The sequence below is a fragment of the Mycolicibacterium mageritense genome, assembly GCF_010727475.1.
In the GTDB taxonomy this organism is placed as follows: domain Bacteria; phylum Actinomycetota; class Actinomycetes; order Mycobacteriales; family Mycobacteriaceae; genus Mycobacterium; species Mycobacterium mageritense.
In genome coordinates, this window is sequence record NZ_AP022567.1 from 1,842,015 (window position 1) to 1,861,786 (window position 19,772).

The following is a 19,772-nucleotide window of genomic DNA, read 5'->3' on the forward strand; positions in this document are numbered from 1 at the left end:
CCGACTCACAGGCCGGCGGAACTCATGGCGGCATCAACATACTCAAGTCGCGACCGCGGCCGTCCCGCACAGGTTCGTGCGAGGACAGCGAAGCACGCACGCCAGGGTACGCACGCATATAGTGTGCGTCGAAGTTGATCTTCTGGCGCTTTTGGGGGGGCGCAGAGGTGTAAATCTGCACGCCGATGCAAGGAGGCCAACGGCCATGGGATCCGTTGAACATCCGATCGAACCGGCCCGATTTGCCATAGTCGGCTACGCGGCGCGTTTTCCCGGGGCACCGGACGCCGAAGCGTTCTGGGACGTGTTGGCCGAGGGCCGCGACGCGATCTCGGAGGTGCCCAAGGACCGCTGGGACGCCGACGAGTTCTTCGACCCCGAGCCCGGTGCGGCCGGCAAGGTGGTGACCCGCCGCGCGGGTTTCGTCGACGACGTGACGGGATTCGACGCACCGTTCTTCGGCATGTCGACACGCGAGGTCCGGTTGATGGATCCGCAGCATCGGCTCCTGCTGGAAACGGCGTGGCGTGCGATCGAGCATGCGGGCATCGCGCCGACCGAACTGGCCGAGACCAACACGGGCGTGTTCGTCGGCCTGGCCACGCACGACTACCTCGGCATGGCGTCCGACGAGCTGACCTATCCCGAGATCGAGGCCTATATGGCCATCGGGACGTCCAACGCCGCGGCGGCGGGTCGGATCAGCTTCCGCTTGGGCCTGCAGGGCCCCTCGGTCGCGGTCGACACGGCGTGCAGCTCGTCGCTGGTGGCCATCCATCAGGCGTGCCAGGCACTTCGCTTGGGAGAATGCGACCTCGCGTTGGCGGGCGGGGCGAACGTGCTGCTCACGCCCGCAACCATGATCACGTTCTCCAACGCGCACATGCTCGCGCCGGACGGCCGGTGCAAGACGTTCGACGCGGCCGCCGACGGCTATGTGCGCGGCGAGGGGTGCGGCGTCATCGCCATCAAACGCCTCGAGGACGCCATTCGCGACGGTGACCGGATCCGGGCTGTCATCCGCGGGAGCGCGATCAACCAGGACGGCGCGTCGGGTGGTCTGACGGTGCCCAACGGCGTCGCCCAGCAGCGCGTCATCTCCGACGCGCTCAAGCGCGCGAACCTCGAACCCCGCGATGTCGGGTACCTGGAAGCGCACGGCACCGGAACCTCGCTGGGCGACCCGATCGAGGCGCAGGCAGCGGGTGCCGTGTACGGCACCGGGCGCGCGCCTGACGACCCGCTGCTGATCGGCTCGGCCAAGACCAACATCGGCCACCTCGAGGCCGCAGCGGGGATCGCAGGCGTCATCAAGGTCGTGCTGGCACTGGAGAACGAGGCGCTGCCCAAACACCTCCACTTCGAGAACCCGTCGCCGCACATTCCGTGGGACCGGCTTGCCGTGGAGGTCGTGAAGGAGACCATCCCGTGGGAGCGCACTGACCGCCCCCGGATCGCCGGGGTCAGCTCGTTCGGGTTCGCCGGCACCAACGCACACGTCATCCTCGAAGAGGCGCCGGTCGTCGAGCCGGCACCTGCTGCGATCGAACAGCCCGGCGACCGCCGGTTCAGCATCCTTCCGCTGTCGGCCAAGACACCGGCCGCACTGGCACAGCTCGCCGACCGGTACCGCAACTGGTTGAGCGTGCACCCCGAGGCCACCCTGGCCGACGTCTGCTTCACGGCAGGGGCGGGCCGCGCGCACCTGGAGCACCGGGCCGCGCTGGTGGTCAACTCGCGCGCAGCCGCCGTCGAGTTGCTCGGCGCGCTCGCCGACGACCGTCCGGCACCCGGCCTGGTTCGCGGCGAATCCCATGACACCCCCAAGACCGCGTGGCTGTTCACGGGGCAGGGCAGCCAGTACCCAGGCATGGCCCGCGAGTTGTACGACACCGAACCCGTGTTCGCCGAGACCCTCGACGAGTGCGCGGCAGCAGTCGCCGATGCGCTCGAAAAGCCGTTGCTGGACGTGATTTTCGATCTCGACAGCCCTGCTGCCGAAGAGACGCTGCGACAGACCTCCTACGCACAGCCCGCCCTGTTCGCGCTCGAGATGGGCTTGGCACGGCTCTGGCAGTCCTGGGGCTTCGAGCCCGACGTGGTGTTGGGCCACAGTGTGGGCCAGTACTCGGCGGCATGCGTCGCGGGCGTGTTCAGCCTCACCGACGGCGCCCAGCTCATGGCCGAGCGCGGCCGCCTGTTCGGCAGCCTGCCCGCCGGCGGCCGGATGGTCGCGGTGTTCGCCCCCGCCGAGCGGGTCGAGCGGCTGACCGACGAGTTCCCCACCCTCTCGGTCGCGGCCTACAACGGTGCCAACACCGTATTGTCCGGGCCCGCAACGGATCTGGAGCAGGCTGTGGCCGGGCTGACGGCTGACGGCGTCCGGTGCGACTGGCTCGACACCAGCCACGCGTTTCACTCGGCACTGCTCGAACCGATCCTCGACGAGTTCGAGGCGTACGCGAATCGGTTCACCTTCAAGGCACCGCAACGGATCCTGATCGACAACCGTACGGGCGCGGCGCTGGGCCGCAGCGTCAAGATGGACGGCGCCTACTGGCGCAGGCACGCACGCCAACCCGTCGAGTTCGCCAAGAGTGTGCGCACCCTCGCCGACATGAACTGCAAGGTGTTGCTCGAGATCGGCCCGCGCCCGGTGCTCACCGCGACAGCGCTCGGAGCCTGGCCCGACCCGGCCACGACACCGCGGGTGATCACGTCGCTGCGGCGCAACATCGCCGACCACCGGCAGATCACCGAAGCGGTCGCCGACGCCTACGTGCTGGGCCACCAGCCCGATTTCAAGGCCTTCCGGCGCGCACACGCACGCAAGCTCGACCTGCCCACCTATCCGTTCGAGCATCGCGAGTACTGGTACCGCGACAACCGGGACCAGCCCAATCAGCAGCAGCACGTCGCCGCGCGCACCCAGGCGGTCCAGCTGCTGGAGGACGGCCGGATCGAAGAACTCGCGGCGCTGCTCGACGGTACAGGTGGCGACCAACAGACGCTGGCGGTGTTGACCAAGCTTGCGGCACAACACAATCAACAACGCACCACGCAGTCCATCGCCGACGACCGCTACGAATTCCGCTGGGAGAAATCCCCAGCACCACTCGGCGGCGCCGACGCCGGCGAGAACGCCACGTGGATTCTCATCGGTGACGAGACGTCGTCGGTACAACCGCTGGTCGACTCGCTGACCGCGCGCGGGCAGCAGTACCGATTCCTGGCCCTGCCGGCCTCCGACGCCGACGAGGCTCAACTCGCCGACGCGTTGCGCACCGCGGCCGCAGGCGATTCGACGCTGCGGATACTGCACGTCGCGGCCCTCGACACCGAGGGTGCACCCTCGATGCGGTCACTGCTGCGGATGCAACACCATGTCCTGGCCGGAACGCGGCGACTCTTCCGTGCCACGGCCGCCGCCGAGCTGAGGGCGCCCACCTGGCTGATCACCCGCGGCGCCCAGCACGTCACCGATGCGGACACCGTGGCGCCCGAGCAGAGTGCCCTGTGGGGATTCGGACGCGCTGCGGCGCTGGAGCTGCCCCAGGTGTGGGGCGGACTCGCCGATCTGACAGATGCCGGTGCGGACGCATGGGCTGGGCTGCTCGACCGCGTCGCCGCGGCCGCTGCCACCCGGGAAGACCAGATCGCGCTGCGCGGTCACGAGGTCTACGTGCCGCGGTTGGTCCGGCGCGAGGAACTGCCGAGCGGTGCGTCGCTCGAACTACGCGATGACGCAACCTATCTGGTGACCGGCGGGCTCGGTTCCATCGGGCTGGAGATCGCCGCGTACCTGGCCGCCCACGGCGCCAAGCATGTGGTGCTGACCAGCAGGCGCGAGCCCAGCGATGCGGCCGCACAGCGGATCGAAGCGCTGCGCGAACAGCACGGCACTGACATCCGGGCTGTCACCGCCGATGTCGCCGACGCGCACGATGTCGCGCGGCTGCTGGCCGGCGTGCGGGCCGACATGCCGCCGCTGGCGGGCATCGTCCACGCCGCCGGCGAGATCGGCACCACGCCGCTGGGCGAGCTCGACTCTGCCGAAGTTGATCGCGTCTTCGCCGGAAAGGTTTGGGGCGCTTGGAATTTGAGCGAAGCAGCGGCTGATCTCAAGCTCGACTTCTTCATCAACACCTCGTCGATCGCCTCGGTGTGGGGCGGATTCGGCCAGACCGCATACAGCGCGGCCAACGCGTTCCTGGACGGGCTGGCCTGGCACCTACGGGAACAGGGCGTGGCCGGCGTCAGCGTCAACTTCGGCCCTTGGTCGACGGGCATGGCCGACGCCGAATCCCGCAGGCGCCTGGAACAGCGCGGGATCCGGACTCTTTCGCCGGCCGATGCGCTTGCGGGCCTGGCCGATGTGGTTACGGCGTCGCGTGCGCAGGGTGTCGTAGCCCGCATCGACTGGGCCCGTTTCCTGCCGCTCTACCAGCAGGCCGGCCGCCGCGGATTCCTCACGGAGCTGGAGCGCGAGGTTCCCCAGTCGGCGGCTGCAGCGCCGGTCGTGACGGCATCGGGGAAGACCGAACTGGTCGAGCGACTCACCAATGCGCCCGTGCAGCAACGCAAGAAGCTCCTGACCACGTACCTGCGCGACGCCGTGGCCGACGTGACCCGCGTGGACTCCTCGGAGATTCGCGAGGATGCCGGATTCTTCGACCTGGGCATGGATTCGCTCATGGCCGTCGAGCTGCGACGCCGCCTCGAGCAAGGCGTGGGCCACGAGATTCCGGTGACCCTCGTGATGGATCACCCTCGGCTGTCCGATGCGGCCGACTATCTGCTCGGCGACGTGCTCGGGCTGAGCGAGCAGGCCAAGCCCGACACGCAGGCGTCGGTACGGGCATCGGACGCGGACGAGCCGATCGCGATCGTCGCGGTGTCGTGCCGCTTCCCCGGCGCACCCGATCCGGAGGCCTTCTGGGAGCTGCTGTCCGGCGGTGTCGATGCGATCCGGGAAGTCCCGGAGGACCGCTTCGACATCGACGAGTTCTACGACCCGGATCCGGAGACGGCGGGAAAGACCTACACGCGCTTCGGCGGATTCCTCGACGGAATCGACGGATTCGATCCCGAGTTCTTCGGCATCTCGCCGCGTGAGGCGGTGTGGATCGAGCCGCAGCAGCGCCTGATGCTCGAAACGGTCTGGGAGGGCCTGGAAAGAGCGGGCTATTCGCCGGCCGCGTTGCGCGGCAGCCGCACCGGCATCTTCGCGGGCGTTGCCGCCAACGAGTACGCACATCTGCTGTCGTCGGAGTCGGTCGACAAGATCGAGCCCTACTTCATCACCGGCAATGCGCTCAACGCCATTTCGGGTCGAGTCGCCTTCGCGCTGGGCCTCGAAGGCCCGGCGATGGCGGTCGACACCGCCTGCAGCTCGGCGCTGGTGGCGGTCCATCAAGCCTGCCAGGCATTGCACTCGGGTGACTGCGATCTCGCGGTGGCCGGCGGTGTGAACGTACTGCTGAGCCCCGTGACGGTGATCGCCGCATCCCGCGCCCGCATGCTCTCCCCCGTCGGCCGGTGCAAGACGTTCGACGCCTCGGCCGACGGCTACGTGCGCAGCGAGGGTTGCGGCGTCCTAGTGCTCAAGCGGCTGAGCGACGCGCAGCGTGACGGCGACCGGATCTGCGCGGTCATCAGCAGCAGCGCCGTGAACCAGGACGGCGCGTCGAGCGGTCTCACGGTGCCCAATGGTGGTGCCCAGCAGCGGCTCATCGGTACGGCGCTGGCACGTGCCGGGTGGAGCGGCGGCGACGTCGACTATCTCGAGGCGCACGGGACTGGTACGCCGCTGGGCGATCCGATCGAGGTCCAGGCGGCCGCGGCCGCCTACGGCGAGTCCCGCGACGCGGCCCGGCCGTTGCTGATGGGATCGGTGAAGACCAACATCGGCCACACCGAATCTGCCTCGGGCGCGGCCGGCCTGATCAAGGTCGTGCTGTCACTGCTGCACGAAACACTGCCGCAGAGCCTGCATTTCGAGCAGCCGTCACCGCACATCCCGTGGGATTCGCTGCCGGTACAGGTCGTCGACAAGCCCACGCCGTGGCACGCCAACGGCAGGCCTCGACGCGCAGGCGTGAGCTCGTTCGGGTTCACCGGCACCAACGCGCACGTGCTGATCGAAGAAGCACCGGCAGCACCCGTTGTGGATTCAGCGGAGCCGACGCCGGAGAGCCCGGCCGAGAAGCCCGGTACGAACGTGCTGACGCTGTCCGCGCGGTCGCCGGAGGCCCTGGTGGCGTTGGCGCAGCGCTACGCGACGTGGTTGGACGCCCACCCCGACGCCGACCTCACCGACGTATGCCTGACGGCAGGCACGGGCCGTTCGCACTTCGAGCATCGCGCCGCGCTGGTCGTGGATTCGATCGCCGACGCACGCATGGGCCTTGCCGATCTGGCCGAGAACCGCACGCGCCCCGGCGTGCTCCGCGGCGAGCACATCAACCACCCGACGACGGCCTGGCTGTTCACCGGGCAGGGCAGCCAGTACCCGGGGATGGCACGCGAATTGTTCGACGCCGAACCGGTTTTCGCCGATACCGTGAAGCGCTGCGCGGACGCGGTCGACGACATCCTGCCGCATCCGTTGCTCGAGGTCATGTTCGCGACAGACGGTGAGGCCGCATCGCGGTTGCGGAACACCGCGTTTGCGCAACCGGCGCTCTTCGCCGTCGAGATGGGCCTGGCGCGGCTCTGGCAGTCGTGGGGCATCGAGCCCGACGTGGTGCTGGGGCACAGCGTCGGTCAGTACGCGGCGGCGTGTGTTGCCGGAGTGTTCAGCCTCGAAGACGGTGCGCGGCTGATCGCTCACCGCGGCCGGCTGTTCGGCAGCCTGCCCACGGGCGGGCGGATGGTGGCGGTGTTCACCGACCCCAAACACGTCGAGCAGGTCGCGAGTGAGTTCCCGCGCGTGTCGGTCGGCGCGTACAACGGCCCCAACACCGTGCTTTCGGGCCCGGGCAAGGATCTCGAGCAGATCGTCGCCCGATTCGAGGACGACGGCATCCGCTGCACGTGGCTGGAGACCAGCCACGCGTTCCATTCGGAACTGCTCGATCCCGTGCTCGACGAGTTCGAATCGTTCGCTGCGCAGGTGCAATTCGCTGCGCCGACGTTGCCGCTGGTGTGCAACCGCACCGGTGCGGTGCTCACGGCTCAGACTCCGCTCGACGCGCAGTACTGGCGGCGGCATTCGCGCCAGCCGGTGCAGTTCTCCGAGAGCGTGCGCACGGTGGCGGCCCTGGGTTGCTCGGTGTTGATGGAGATCGGTCCGCAGCCGGTACTGACCGGCGCTGCGGTGCAGGTCTGGCCGGAGCACCTGGCCGCGCCGCGGGCCATCGTCTCGTTGCGCAAGGGGGTCGGCGACCGGCGCCAGATCGCTGACGCGCTGGCCGCGGCCTACGTCGGTGGCCACCGGCCGAATTTCGCTGCGCTCAACGCTCAGCCGCACCGCAAGGTGGAACTGCCCACCTATCCGTTCCAGCACCGCCGCTTCTGGCCCAAGACCTCGGCGATCACGGTCGACGGTCCCGTCGGCTCCGGAATCCTGGGCAGCGCCAAGGAACTCGCGTCCGGCGACTCGGTCTACACCAGCAGGCTGTCCGTCAAGTCGCAGCCGTGGCTGGCCGATCACGTCATCTACGGCACCGTCGTCGTCCCCGGTGCGACGTACGCCGCGATGGCACTGGCCGCGGTCGGCACCCCGGCGCATGCGAAAGACGTGTTCTTCTACGAGCCGATCATTCTGCCCGAGAAGAGTTCTCGCGAAGTGCAGCTGACCTTGCATCCCGCGGGAGGCGGCGGTGAGTGGAAGTTCCAGGTGCACAGCCGCCCGTTCGGGGTCAGCGACACCGAATGGTCGTTGAATGCCGAGGGCACCGTGGTGAGCGGCGCGTCCGAGGAGCCGGTATCCGAGGACGATCCGGTCGACGAGGCCATCGAGCGCATGAACCGCATGCGTCCGCAGGAGTTGTTCGAGACCTTCGCCGACCTGGAGCTGTCGTGGGGGCCGAACTGGTCCGGATCCCTGAAGTCGTTGTGGCTCGGCGAGGGTGAGGCGATCGGCGACGTCCTGGTCGGTGAAGAACTCGCCGAACAACTCGGAACAGAACCGATGCACCCGGTACTGATGGACCTGTGCACGGGTGTCGCCTTCCCTGCGTTCCCGGCGCTGCTTGCGGCCGAACAGGGTGTCAACGACTTGTTCCTGCCCTTGCGGTACGGCCAGGTGACGCTCAAGGAGAAGATGCCTCGCCGCTTCTACTGCCGCGCCAAGTGGCACGAGAGCGCCCTCGACAGCGAAACCCAGGTCTTCGATCTGGAGTATCTCGATCGAGATGGCCGTCACCTCGGCGGAATTCGCGAGTTCACGGTCAAGCGGGCACCACGTGAAGCACTGCTGCGCGGCCTCGGCGGCGACGCCACCCGGCTGCTGTACACGCTCGGCTGGCATGAGGTTCCGACACCGCCGTCCGACGACGAAGCCGCCCAGATCAGCGGAACCTGGCTGATCGCCGGGTTCGACGAGTTGGCGGCCAAGGTGCCGGGCTGCATCCCGTTCGACCGGAACACCGATCCGGAACTCCTGGGGCAGCTGCTGGTTCAGGCCCACGAGCGGGGCATGGGGTTCTCAGGCGTGGTGTGGCGCAGCAGCGGCGCGGCCTCGTCGACCGATGCCGAGGCTCGGCTCGAAGACGAGATCGCCAACCTGCTCAGCGCCGTGCACACGGTCCAGGGCGGCCAGGTCAAGCTGCCCGGCGGACTGTGGATCGTCACCGAACGGGCTGTCGCCACCGAGTCCGGCGAGCCGGTCGATCCGGTACAGGCCGCGCTGTGGGGCTTCGGGCGCACCACCATCAACGAAGAACCGGCGTTGCGCGCCAAGCTGATCGACTGCGACGGGTCGGACGAGGCCGTGCAGGCCCTGGCCAACCTGTTGGCCGCGCCGGTGGACGAACCGGAACTCGCTCTGCGGCAAGGAAAGTTGCTGGCATCGCGCTTGTTGCCGTGGGCCCGCAGCGGTCATCTGACGGTGCCGCGCGGCGGCGATTTCGTCCTGGCGCCGACCGAACGCGGCGCGATCGACAACCTGCGGCTGACCGAGAAGGACGTGCCGCCGCCCGACGAGGGTTACGTGCAGGTGCGGGTCGAGGCCGCGGGCCTCAACTTCCGCGATGTGCTCAACGTCCTCGGGCTCTACCCGGGCGACCCGGGACCGATCGGTGGTGACTTCGCAGGCGTCGTCACGCAACTGGGTGAGGGCGTCACGGGAGTCGAGGTCGGGCAGCGGGTCTACGGCTCGATGCAGGGCGCGTTCGCGAGCCGGTTCAACGTGCCCGCGCAGTTCCTCGCGCCGATCCCGGACGGGGTGAGCGCGGTGGAGGCCGCGACGATTCCCGCTGCGGCACTCACCGTGCGGCTGTCGTTCGACTGGGCGCAGCTCAAGCCGGGCGACAAGGTGCTCATCCACGCCGCCAGCGGTGGCGTGGGGCTGGCCGCGGTTCAGATGGCCCAGCAGTGCGGTGCGGAGGTGTTCGCCACGGCCAGCACGTTCAAGCGCGCGACCCTGCGCAAGCTCGGCGTGAAGTACGTCTACGACTCGCGGACAACGGATTTCGCCGATCAGATCCTGGCGGACACCGACGGCCAGGGGGTGGACGTGGTGCTCAACAGCCTGACGAGCGAGGGCTTCATCGAGGCGACGCTCAAGGCCACCGCCAAGAACGGCCGCTTCGCCGAGATCGCCAAGCGCGACATCTGGTCACCGGAGCGGATGGCCGAGGCCCGGCCCGACATCGCCTACGAGATCGTCGCGTTGGACACGGTGATGTTCACCGAACCCGATCGCATTCGCGACCTGCTCATTGAAATTTCGGAGGGACTCGCCGAAGGCGACTGGAAGCCACTGCCCGCCGAGATCTACCCGCTGACCGAGGCCCGGGCCGCGTTCCGCCGCATGCAGCAGGCGCGCCACATCGGCAAGATCGTGGTGCAGATCCCGAACCCGCTGCAGCCCAAGGCTGATCGCACGTACCTGATCACCGGCGGTCTCGGCGCGATCGGCCTGCACACCGCGGCGTACCTGGCCCAGCTCGGCGCCGGCGATCTCGTGTTGACCAGCCGGCGCGCGCCCGACGCGGACACGCAGAAGGCGATCGACGAGATCACCGAGCGGTACAAGACCCGTGTCCACGTCTTCGCGGCCGATGTCGGCGACGAAGCCGAGGTCGCGAAACTCTTGGAACGGATCCGCGCGGAACTGCCCCCGCTGGCAGGCGTGGCGCACCTGGCCGGTGTGCTCGACGACGCGCTGCTGGGCCAGCAGAGCGTCGAACGGTTCCGGACCACGTTGGCGCCCAAAGCCTTCGGCGCCTGCCACCTGGACCGTTTGACGAAGGACGACGATCTCGACTTCTTCATCGTGTCCTCGTCGGTGTCCGCTCTGTTCGGGTCACCCGGGCAGTCGAACTATGCGACCGCCAACGCGTTGCTCGACGGTCTCGTCGCGCAACGGAGGTCGCGGGGCCTGCCCGCCACCGGTGTCAACTTCGGCCCCTGGGCCGAGGGCGGCATGGCGTCGTCGGAGGCGGCGACCGCCAACATCAGCGCGCAGGGCCTGATTCCGCTGCCACCGTCGGCCGCGCTCGCGGCCCTCGCCGAGGTCATCGCCAACGGCACCGGCCAGGCCACGATCCTCAAGGCCAACTGGCAGCGGGCCGCGAAGGTGCTGGGGAGTTCACGTCCTCCGATCCTCGATCTGGTGTTGCCGAGTGCCGCCGGAGAGGTGACCGGGGACAGCGAATTGCTCAAGCAGCTGATGGAGATCCCGGTGCCGCAGCGCGCCGGGTTCGTGACCGAGTTCCTTCAGCGCGAGGTGCAGAACTTCCTGCGCCTGGCACAGCCGCCGGCCGCGACCAGCCGGTTCCTGGACCTCGGCACGGATTCGCTGATGGCGATCGAGCTCCGCAACCGGCTGCACAGCCAGTTCGGCGGCAAGTTCACCATCAACGCGACCGCGGTGTTCGACTATCCGACGATCGGCGGGCTGGCCGAGTATCTCGTGGGTCAGCTGCCCGACGCCGAAGGCTCGGAATCGGCGGAGGCACCGGCCGAATCGCAGGAGGCGGCGGAGTAAGTCCCGCGAACAGTCCCCCGCAAGCGGGGGACTGTTCGGCGGGAAAACTCAGGCCCAGCGAGTCGCCTCGACCTCGGCGGGCCGGCTGGTCTGCAGCGGCACGTCGAGGCCGTCGTAGATGCCGGGCTTCTGGGTGGCCAGCCAGTCGATCGCGCCGAGCAGCCGGTTGGCCGCGGTGGTGTTGCCGCCGTCGGCGCGGGTGCCGCCCGGTACGTCGGCGCGCACCACGATGCTCAGCTGCGGATCGCCGTCGATGATCACGCGGTGGTCGCCGACGCCCTCGTCGGGTTGCGGCCACTCCGGAGCGCATGACGGGTCGATGCGGGTGATGTGCTCGATGACGACGCGCTCGACACCACCCGACCATCCGATGACCTGGAGCCGGAACGCGCCCTGGGTGCCCGCCTCGAAGCGGCCCATGACGTTGTCGACGTCCTGGGTGAGCGGCAGCCGTTCCACCTTCTCGGTGATGTCGTCGATTTCCAGCCCGAGTCCGCGGCCGATCAACCGGACGTTGCCGCCCCACACCATGGTCGGGATGGACGGCAGCAGCATCATCGGCACCTCGTCCATCGAGCCGCCGAAACCGCACAGCACCCGGACCGAATGCGGTTGGTTGTAGGTCGAGTAGTCGAAGATCTCCTGGCAGCGGATGGTCTTGATGCGCGTGCACAGGCCCGCGGCGATCACCGCGAGCGCGTCGTTGCCCCAGCCGGGGTCGACGCCGGACACCAGCAGGCCTGCGCTGCCCTCCTCGGCGGCCGCGCGCAACCGGTCGACCCATTCCGTCGGGGCCGAGGCCGGGTCGTACAAGGAGTACAGCGACGGCGTCACCACATGTTTGCCGGCGCGCAGGCACCGCTCGATGTCGGCGAGGGCCTCTTCCGGACGGATGTCCCCAGACGCCATGTACGCGACGGCATCGCTGGCCTCGAGTGCCGCATCGACGTCGGTGGTCGCGGTGACACCCGACTGAGCATCGAGTTTGGCGAACTCGGCGGCGTCGCGACCAGCCTTGTCCGGCGACGATGTGATGACTGCCGACAGTTTCAGTCCGGGAAACCCCACCGCCGATCGGATCGCCGTCGACCCCATGTTGCCTGTGCCCCACACCGCGATTCGCTGCATCGGAACACCCTAGCGGGCAGTTTCGTGACGATCCTCACATCGCCACAAAGCCGCAGCTAAACGCCATTTTCGTGGTGCTGTTGGCACTTCGATCAACTACTGGGTTGGTTAGACCGGGGAAATTGCTCGCGATCGCTTTGCGTTGAAGTTACTGGACGGTATAGTTGGCCACAGTTACTGGTGGGTAACTTATCCGGAGTACCCAACCTCAAGTGGCATTCTCATCGAGGAGGAAATGTGAGCCACTACAAGAGCAATGTCCGTGACCAGGCTTTTAACCTGTTCGACATCTTCGGTTTGGACAAGGCACTGGGTGCAGGCTCCTACAGCGACCTGGACGCCGACACTGCCCGCGAGATGCTCAACGAGATGGCTCGCCTGGCCGAGGGCCCGATCGCCGATTCGTTCGCCGACGGTGACCGCAACCCGCCGGTGTTCGATCCCAAGACCCACACCGTGACGCTGCCCGAGTCCTTCAAGAAGTCGGTGCGCGCTGCGATCGAAGGCGGCTGGGACAAGGTCGGCCTCGACGAGGAGCTGGGCGGCGTGCCCGCCCCCAAGGCGCTGCTGTGGGCGCTCAACGAGCACATCCTCGGCGCCAACCCGGCCGTGTGGATGTACGCCGGCGGTGCCGCGTTCGCGCAGATCTTCTACAACAACGCCACTGAAGAACAGAAGAAGTGGGCCGTGCTCGCTTCCGAGCGTGGCTGGGGCGCCACCATGGTGCTCACCGAGCCCGACGCCGGTTCGGACGTCGGCGCCGGCCGCACCAAGGCCACCCAGCAGGAAGACGGCTCGTGGCACATCGACGGCGTGAAGCGGTTCATCACCTCCGCCGACTCCGATGACCTGTTCGAGAACATCTTCCACCTGGTGCTGGCCCGCCCCGAGGGCGCAGGCCCGGGCACCAAGGGTCTCTCGCTGTTCTTCGTGCCGAAGTTCCTGTTCGACTTCGAGACCGGCGAGCTGGGCGAGCGCAACGGCGTGTACGTCACCAACGTCGAGCACAAGATGGGCCTGAAGGTTTCGGCCACCTGTGAGCTGACCTTCGGCCAGCACGACAAGCCTGCCAAGGGCTGGCTGGTCGGCGAGGTGCACAACGGCATCGCGCAGATGTTCGACGTCATCGAGCAGGCCCGAATGATGGTGGGCACCAAGGCCATCGCGACGCTGTCGACCGGTTACCTCAACGCGCTCGAGTACGCCAAGGAGCGTGTCCAGGGCGCGGACCTGACCCAGATGATGGACAAGACCGCCCCGCGCGTCACCATCACGCACCACCCCGACGTGCGTCGCAGCCTCATGACCCAGAAGGCCTACGCCGAGGGCATGCGTGCGCTGTACCTGTACACCGCGACGTTCCAGGACGTCGAGGTCGCCAAGGCCGTCCACGGCATCGAGGGCGAGCTGGCCCACAAGGTCAACGACCTGCTGCTGCCGGTCGTCAAGGGCTTCGGCTCCGAGCAGGCCTACGCCAAGCTCACCGAGAGCCTGCAGACGCTGGGTGGTTCGGGCTTCCTGCAGGATTACCCGATCGAGCAGTACATCCGCGACGCCAAGATCGACTCGCTGTACGAGGGCACCACCGCCATCCAGGCGCAGGACTTCTTCTTCCGCAAGATCGTCCGCGACAAGGGTCAGGCGCTGGCCTTCGTCGCCGGTGAGATCGAGCAGTTCATCAAGAACGAGTCGGGCAACGGCCGGCTGAAGACCGAGCGCGCTCTGCTCGCCACCGCGCTGGAGGACGTCCAGGGCATGGCCGCCACCCTGACCGGCTACCTGATGGCCGCGCAGGAGGATGCCGCGAGCATCTACAAGGTCGGTCTCGGTTCGGTGCGCTTCCTGCTCTCGGTCGGTGACCTGCTGCTCGGCTGGCTGCTGCTGCGCCAGGCCGCGGTGGCGATCGAGAAGCTCGACGCCGGCGCCTCGGGTGACGATCGCGCGTTCCTCGACGGCAAGATCGCGGCCGGGTCGTTCTTCGCCAAGAACTACCTGCCGCTGCTGACCAGCACCCGCCAGGTGCTCGAGACCATCGACAACGACGTGATGGAGCTCGACGAGGCGGCGTTCTAAAAGACCGCACAATGAGATCGCCCCCGGGGAGTCTTCCCCGGGGGCGATCTTGCTCACGGCCCAATGTCAACTCGATTACGAGTTTCGGTCAACTACCGCAAATGGAATTCACGTTCGGCCACCCAAACCACTTCCCGGTATGGAATCGACCAGTAGCGCTGTGTATGGGTGTTGTGGTCGGGTGAAAAGGTCGCTGCTGGTGCCCTGTTCGACGATTCGGCCGCGGTACATGACCGCGGCCCGTTCGGTCATGTAGCGGACGACAGCCAGATCATGGCTTATGAGCAGTAGCGACAAGCCGCGCTCCTCCTGCAACGTACGCATCAGATTGAGAATCTGTGCCTGCACCGAAACGTCCAGTGACGAGGTCGGTTCGTCGGCCACGAGAAGGTCGGGGCCGCAGGCCAGGGCCCGGGCGATGCCGACGCGTTGGCATTGGCCACCACTGAGTCGTGCTGTTCGCGATTGCAACGCTCGCGTCGGCATCCCCACTTCATCGAGCAGGCGGCGGGCTTGCTCGAGTGCACTGCGGCGTGAGCCCCGATTCCAGCGATGAAACGAGTCGGCGACGACTTCCTCAGCGGTGAGCTTGGGATTCAGCGATCCGTACGGATCCTGAAAGACCATCTGTACCCTTCGCCGCATCGGATCGCGGGCGGGCCGCTTACCCCATTCTCGATCGCAGATCCGCATGGAACCCGAGCGGAGGGCCACCAAACCCATGATGACTTTCGCCAATGTCGTTTTCCCACTGCCGCTTTCCCCGACGAGGCCGACCGACTCGCCCACTCCGATGGTCAAGGAAACACCATGAAGAGTGAGCTCGTGCGGCCCGTATCCGGCGCTCACTTCGGACACTTCAACGAGTTGCTCAGGCATCGATACCCTCCTCGTAGTGAAGGACGCAGCGAACATGATGTCCAGGTTCGACCTCGACGATGGCGGGCGGTTCGCCTGTGCATTGGTCGGTGGAAAACTGGCAACGGCCGGCGAACCGACAACCTGGTGGCCAGGCGCCGACGGCCGGCGGGCGCCCGGGCAGCCCTCTCAACCGGAAGTCCGCTGCGTCGGCCATTGACGGGCGGGCCTGCACCAGCGCGGCGGTGTAGGGATGCCGCGACCTGCCGAATAGTGATTCGGTGGAGCCGGTTTCCATGGCTTGACCGGCGTACATGACCAGAACGCTGTCGCACACATCGCTGACCACGCCAAGGTCGTGAGTCACGAGTATCAGGGCCATACCCGTGGACTCGCACAGGCCGGTGAGCAGTTCCAACAGCCGACGCTGGACCGTCACGTCCAAGGCCGTGGTGGGCTCGTCGGCCACGAGCAGACGCGGCTCGCCTGCGATGCCCAGTGCGATCATGACGCGCTGCCGCATCCCTCCAGACAACTCGTGTGGGTACTTGGCGAGTACGCCTTTGGGGTCCGGCATTTGGACCGCGGCCATCAACTCCTCAGCACGCTGGGGAGCGTCGTTCTTGGCGACGCCGAAGAGTCGCACGGTCTCGATCAGCTGTTGGCCCACCCGCATGACCGGGTTGAGTGAGTTCAGCGAGCTTTGCGGGATGAAGCCGATTTCACGGCCACGGATCTGCCGCCATTGCCGATCGTCGAGTGCCAGAAGGTTCTTGTCCCGGTAGTGAAGTTCGCCGGACGCCGTCATCCCCTTGCGCCGCAACGCGCCAAGAACCGCTCGGCACGTGATCGACTTGCCCGATCCCGTCTCGCCGACGATGCCCAGTCGCTCCCCCTGTGCGACGGTGAAACTCACAGAGTCCACGATGGGCAGACTTCCAGCGCGGATCACTAGTTCACGGGCCGACAGCAGTACGTCGCTGCCCGCATCGATGGGAACGTTGGGCATTGAATTCTCCAGAGTGGCCGACGCACGAATGGTCATTTCGCGTCCTCGGAAAGGACACGGGATCCCTGGCCCATCAACCGAACCGCGATACCGGTCAGCACTATGAAGGCGCCCGGCCCCAAACATACCCACGGCGCGTCGCTGAGCACTGAGCGGCCGTCGTAGATGATGCTGCCCCATTCCGGTGTGGGTGGCTGTACACCTGCCCCGAGGAATGGCAGGGCGGCAATAACGCCGATCACAAGGACGGCATCGGACAGCGCATAGGTCAAAGTGGCGGGCAGAACGTTGGGATAGATGTGACGACGCACGATAGTCCACCAACTCAGTCCGCTCACCTGAGCGGCCACCAAGAAGTCACGTTGGCGGATGGACAACGTCTCGCCACGTGCGATGCGCGCGTACACACTCCAACTGGTCAAGAACAGCGCGACGAGGATCCCGGGCACCCCCGCGGGCAGGAACCAGAAGGTGGTCGACTGGCCCATTACCACCGCCAGCGCCAGGATCAGGATGTTGAACGGGAACGCGAGGATCGCATCGACCGTGCGCATGATGGCCCGGTCCAACAGTGACCCGGCGACCAGTCCTGACGCGATCCCGATCAGTGTGCCAACCAATAGCGGCACGACCACACCCACGAAGGCCACGCCCAGGTCGAGCCTGCCGCCGGCCAAAGTGCGGATGAAGACGTCGCGTCCGAACGCGTCGGTGCCGAACGGGTGCACGGTACTCGGGCTTGACAGCGGCACCCCGACGAAATCCGTGGTCGACGTGGCGATCAGCAGCGGGCCGACCACACATATCGCGACGATGACGCCCAGTAAGACGGCGCCGGCCAGGAACAGGTGATTGACGCGTGTCGAAATGCGCCGTATGCGACTGGTTTTGGCGGACTGTGCGAGGTCTGTCATGAGCGTGCCCTTGGGTCGACAACAGCGTGTAAGAGATCTGCGATGAGGTTGCCGAACAAGACGATGAGTGCGGTGATGACCGCGGCGCCTTGAATGGTCGGATAGTCGCGCTGCGACACCGCGTTGACCAACTGTGTCCCGATGCCGGGGAGGTCGAAGACAGCCTCGATCACGGCCGCTCCGCCGATCAGCGTGCCGATGTTCATGCCGACCACCGAAATAGTGGGCATCAGACTGTTCGGCAGCACGTGACGCAGAGCTACGCGAAGGGGACTGTGTCCACGCAGGACGGCGGCTTCGATGAAATCCTCGTTGATCACGTGCCGGGCGCTGGTCCACACGGCGCGATGCACGAGAGCGCCAAGATAGGCACTGAGCGCCAGTGCCGGCAGCCAGGCGAATTGCGCGTTGGCGGGCCAACTTCCGGCCCATCCGCCGGCAGGCGCGAGGCCCCAGCGCACCGCGACGAATACCAGCATCACAAGCCCGAGCAGGAACGGTGGCGTTGCCAACGACGCGGTCGACACAACTTCGAGGCTGTTGCGGAGCAGCGCTGACCTCGACAGCGCCGCGACAAGTCCACTGAACGATCCGACGACCAGGGAGATGACAACGGTGATCGCGATGACCGACAGGGTGACTCCCAACGGCGGTAACAGCAAGCTCTCCACCGACTGCCCGGGATGTGCGACGGACTCTCCGAAATTCCCCCGAACGACATCACCGATGTATCTCAGGAACTGAACGAACAAGGGTTGGTCGAGTCCGAGGGACTTGTGCAGTGCCACGACTTTGTCAGGTGATGCGTGGAATCCCAGAATTGTTCTGGCCGGATCGCCCGGGACGAGGTGTACCAGCAGAAAGCTCAGGATCACCACGATCATGGTCACGATGATCGAGTCGAAGAGCCGTTTACCCGCGGCGATCGCGATACTCCTGGCGCGACGCGCGCGCCTGGACGATCCGCCTTCGGAGCCGCCTGATTGGCCGTCCGGAGCCTCCACTTCCACTGTCACGCTCACAGGCCCGGACCCCGCTGGCTGGTACCAACCCGGTAGACGCCACTGGGCGTCAAGGCCACCAGGCGCGGCGAGATTCGAGATGCCCAGGTGGTGGCGAAGTCGGTCAACGGCACGTAGGGCAGATCCTGCTGAAAGGTCATGTTGATCTGATCGAGGAGCGCTTTGCGCTGACCCGGGTCGGAGGTGGCGGACAAGTCGTCGATCAAACTCGTCATCGTCGGCGAATCGTAGCCAGACCACAGCGAATTGATGCCGCCCTTAGGGGTCAGCCCGTACCGCAGCATGACCAACTCCGGCGAGTTGACGACATCCCACAGATCGTTGGACTGCAACTGGAAGTTGCCGTTCTGCTCGTTGGCAGCCAGGGTCGATGCATCGATCGTGTTGATGTTCACCTTGATTCCAACAGCCGCCAGATTCTGTTGGATGACCTGGGCGACGGCGTCATACGGAGGAAACCCGGCCTTTTGCATGATCTCCAATGTGCAGCCATCCTCACATTCCGTGCCCCGAAGCAGTTCCTTCGCTCGTGGAAGGTCTTGTGCGGTAGGCGCATTCGGATCATGCCCTTCCATGCTGGAGGGCAGGAACCCGCCGAGTGGCTTGTTTCGCCCCAGGTAAGCAATGTCGTTGATCTGGTCCCGATTGATGGCCGCCGAAATTGCCTTTCGCACCTTGACGTCTCGCAGCGGCCCAGACTTGTTGTTCATTTCCAGAAAGACGCTGCCGTAGCGGCTCGCGACATACGCCTCGGCGGGTCGAGTCACCTGAGCAGCCAGGTTCGCAGGCAGTTGGTGAGCGATGTCGAGCTGCCCGGTCTGCAGCTGCATCAGCCGTGTGTTGGCATCGACAACGACCCGGAACATGATCCTGCCGATCACCGGAGCCGATTCACTCGGGTACTCGGCGTTCTTGGTGAACGTGATCTCCGAGTTCCCCGCGCGGTCGAGACGGTATGCACCCGCGGATACGGGATTGACGAAGAAGCCGGGCGTGTCCATCCGCCCTGCCGGGTAGATGCCGAGCAGCGGTTCGGACAAGGCCAGCGGAAAGCTGGCCGCAGGGTATTTGAGGTGAAACACGACCGCGGACTCGCCTGCCGTCGTCACACGTGACAGCGGGGCGATGAGTCCCGCGTTGGCGTTCGCCTCATCGGCGAGGGCCCTGCTGAACGTCGCGACAACGTCGGCGCCTGTCAGTGGGCTACCGTCGGAGAACTTCAAGCCCGGCCGCAGCTCGCATGCGTAGGACAGCCCGTCGCCTGCGAGGGTGCACTCCTTGGCCAGCGATGGCCGTACCCCACCCTCCGGGGATTGCTCGACGAGCGTGCCGGCGATCAACGACAGCGCCATGACGTCTACGTCGGCGACAGCACGGTTAGGGTCAAGGGTGCCCAACGGCGCCCCGACACCTATCGACACTGCAGAGGGTACGTCTGCCGGTAGGGCGCCGTCGACACTGGCCGTGCTGGACGCCGAATCCTGGCTTGGCGCACCGCCTCCGCACGCGGCAACCAGCGCCGCCGCGCACACGACAATCGGCCAGTCCACGATCCGTGTACCACGACGCCGTCGGCCGTCAGTCATATAAATATCCTGTCATCAACTGATACT

At 66.7% G+C, this 19,772-nt stretch carries 8 protein-coding genes; 2 read left to right on the forward strand and 6 right to left on the reverse strand.

Features of this window, described 5'->3' with window-relative positions; all coding sequences use genetic code 11:
• Nucleotides 1–205: 205 nt before the first annotated feature.
• Nucleotides 206–11,155 (forward strand): type I polyketide synthase, encoded by a 10,950-nt coding sequence (locus G6N67_RS08920; protein ID WP_036432812.1) that lies wholly within the window; start codon nt 206–208, stop codon nt 11,153–11,155.
• 48 nt (nt 11,156–11,203) lie between these two features.
• Here the strand turns inward: G6N67_RS08920 and G6N67_RS08925 are convergent, their stop codons facing one another.
• Nucleotides 11,204–12,283 carry an NAD(P)H-dependent amine dehydrogenase family protein gene (locus tag G6N67_RS08925; RefSeq protein ID WP_036432810.1) on the reverse strand — a complete coding sequence of 360 codons (1,080 nt, stop codon included), beginning with the start codon at nt 12,281–12,283 and terminating at the stop codon, nt 11,204–11,206.
• Nucleotides 12,284–12,520: 237 nt separating this feature from the next.
• On the opposite strand from G6N67_RS08925, the gene G6N67_RS08930 reads away from it, so the two are divergent.
• Entirely contained in the window at nt 12,521–14,356 is a 1,836-nt protein-coding gene (locus G6N67_RS08930; RefSeq protein ID WP_036432808.1) for an acyl-CoA dehydrogenase, read from the forward strand.
• Between the two features lie 108 nt (nt 14,357–14,464).
• On the opposite strand, the gene G6N67_RS08935 is transcribed toward G6N67_RS08930, so the two are convergent.
• From G6N67_RS08935 to G6N67_RS08955, 5 genes are read right to left on the reverse strand one after another with little or no spacing between them, the layout of a single operon-like run.
• Nucleotides 14,465–15,235, reverse strand: coding sequence for an ABC transporter ATP-binding protein (locus G6N67_RS08935; protein WP_081812528.1), 771 nt, complete (start codon nt 15,233–15,235; stop codon nt 14,465–14,467).
• Entirely contained in the window at nt 15,228–16,223 is a 996-nt protein-coding gene (locus G6N67_RS08940) for an ABC transporter ATP-binding protein (RefSeq protein ID WP_163642151.1), read from the reverse strand. Before G6N67_RS08940 ends, G6N67_RS08935 begins: the two co-directional genes overlap by 8 nt.
• Before the next feature lie 32 nt (nt 16,224–16,255).
• Nucleotides 16,256–17,137: an ABC transporter permease gene (locus G6N67_RS08945; RefSeq protein WP_051578714.1), complete on the reverse strand. Its 882-nt coding sequence runs from the start codon at nt 17,135–17,137 to the stop codon at nt 16,256–16,258.
• Nucleotides 17,134–18,153, reverse strand: coding sequence for an ABC transporter permease (locus G6N67_RS08950; protein WP_036432806.1), 1,020 nt, complete (start codon nt 18,151–18,153; stop codon nt 17,134–17,136). Before G6N67_RS08950 ends, G6N67_RS08945 begins: the two co-directional genes overlap by 4 nt.
• A gap of 2 nt (nt 18,154–18,155) precedes the next feature.
• Nucleotides 18,156–19,745 (reverse strand): ABC transporter substrate-binding protein, encoded by a 1,590-nt coding sequence (locus G6N67_RS08955; protein ID WP_081812526.1) that lies wholly within the window; start codon nt 19,743–19,745, stop codon nt 18,156–18,158.
• Between the last annotated feature and the right edge of the window lie 27 nt (nt 19,746–19,772).